Raw genomic sequence first — 525 nt, forward strand, 5'->3', positions numbered from 1 at the left:
TCGGCTTCGCGGCCCCTGTGACCCCGATCCGATTTACGCTTCGATGCGACCCATGCGACCGGTCTGGTAGTCGACGACGGCCTGCCGGATCTCTTCTTCGGTATTCATCACGAACGGGCCGTAGCGGACGATCGGCTCGTTGAGCGGCACGCCGCCGATCAGCAGCAGGTCGAGCGACGTGTCGCCGGCAGCGAACGTGACGGTGTCGCCATCGTCTCCGTAGACGATCATGTGCCGTGCGTCGACCGCCTGCCTGTCAGGCCCGTAGAGGCCCGTTCCGTCGATCGGATAGGCAAACACGCGATAACCGGCCGGCACGGGCTGTGTGACCGTTGCACCCGGCTCCAGCGTGAAGTGCTGGTAGAGAATCGGTGTGTGCGTTTCGATCGCGGCCTGTACGCCGAATGCTTCGCCGGCGATGACGCGCACGCGCGCGCGGCCGTCCGGCGACGTCGCAGTCGGAATGCGGTCGGCCGGGATCTCCTGGTAGCGCGGTGCGATCATCTTGTCGCGGCGCGGCAGGTT

The 525-nt window shown here is 66.3% G+C and carries 1 protein-coding gene; it reads right to left on the minus strand.

Annotated elements, in window-relative coordinates; genetic code table 11:
* Positions 1 to 33: 33 nt before the first annotated feature.
* A partial coding sequence (locus JMF90_RS39865; RefSeq protein WP_305790789.1) for a pirin family protein occupies positions 34 to 525 on the minus strand: 492 nt, incomplete at its 5' end.

The organism is Burkholderia sp. E168m23 (genome assembly GCF_016586125.1).
Lineage (GTDB): Bacteria > Pseudomonadota > Gammaproteobacteria > Burkholderiales > Burkholderiaceae > Burkholderia > Burkholderia orbicola.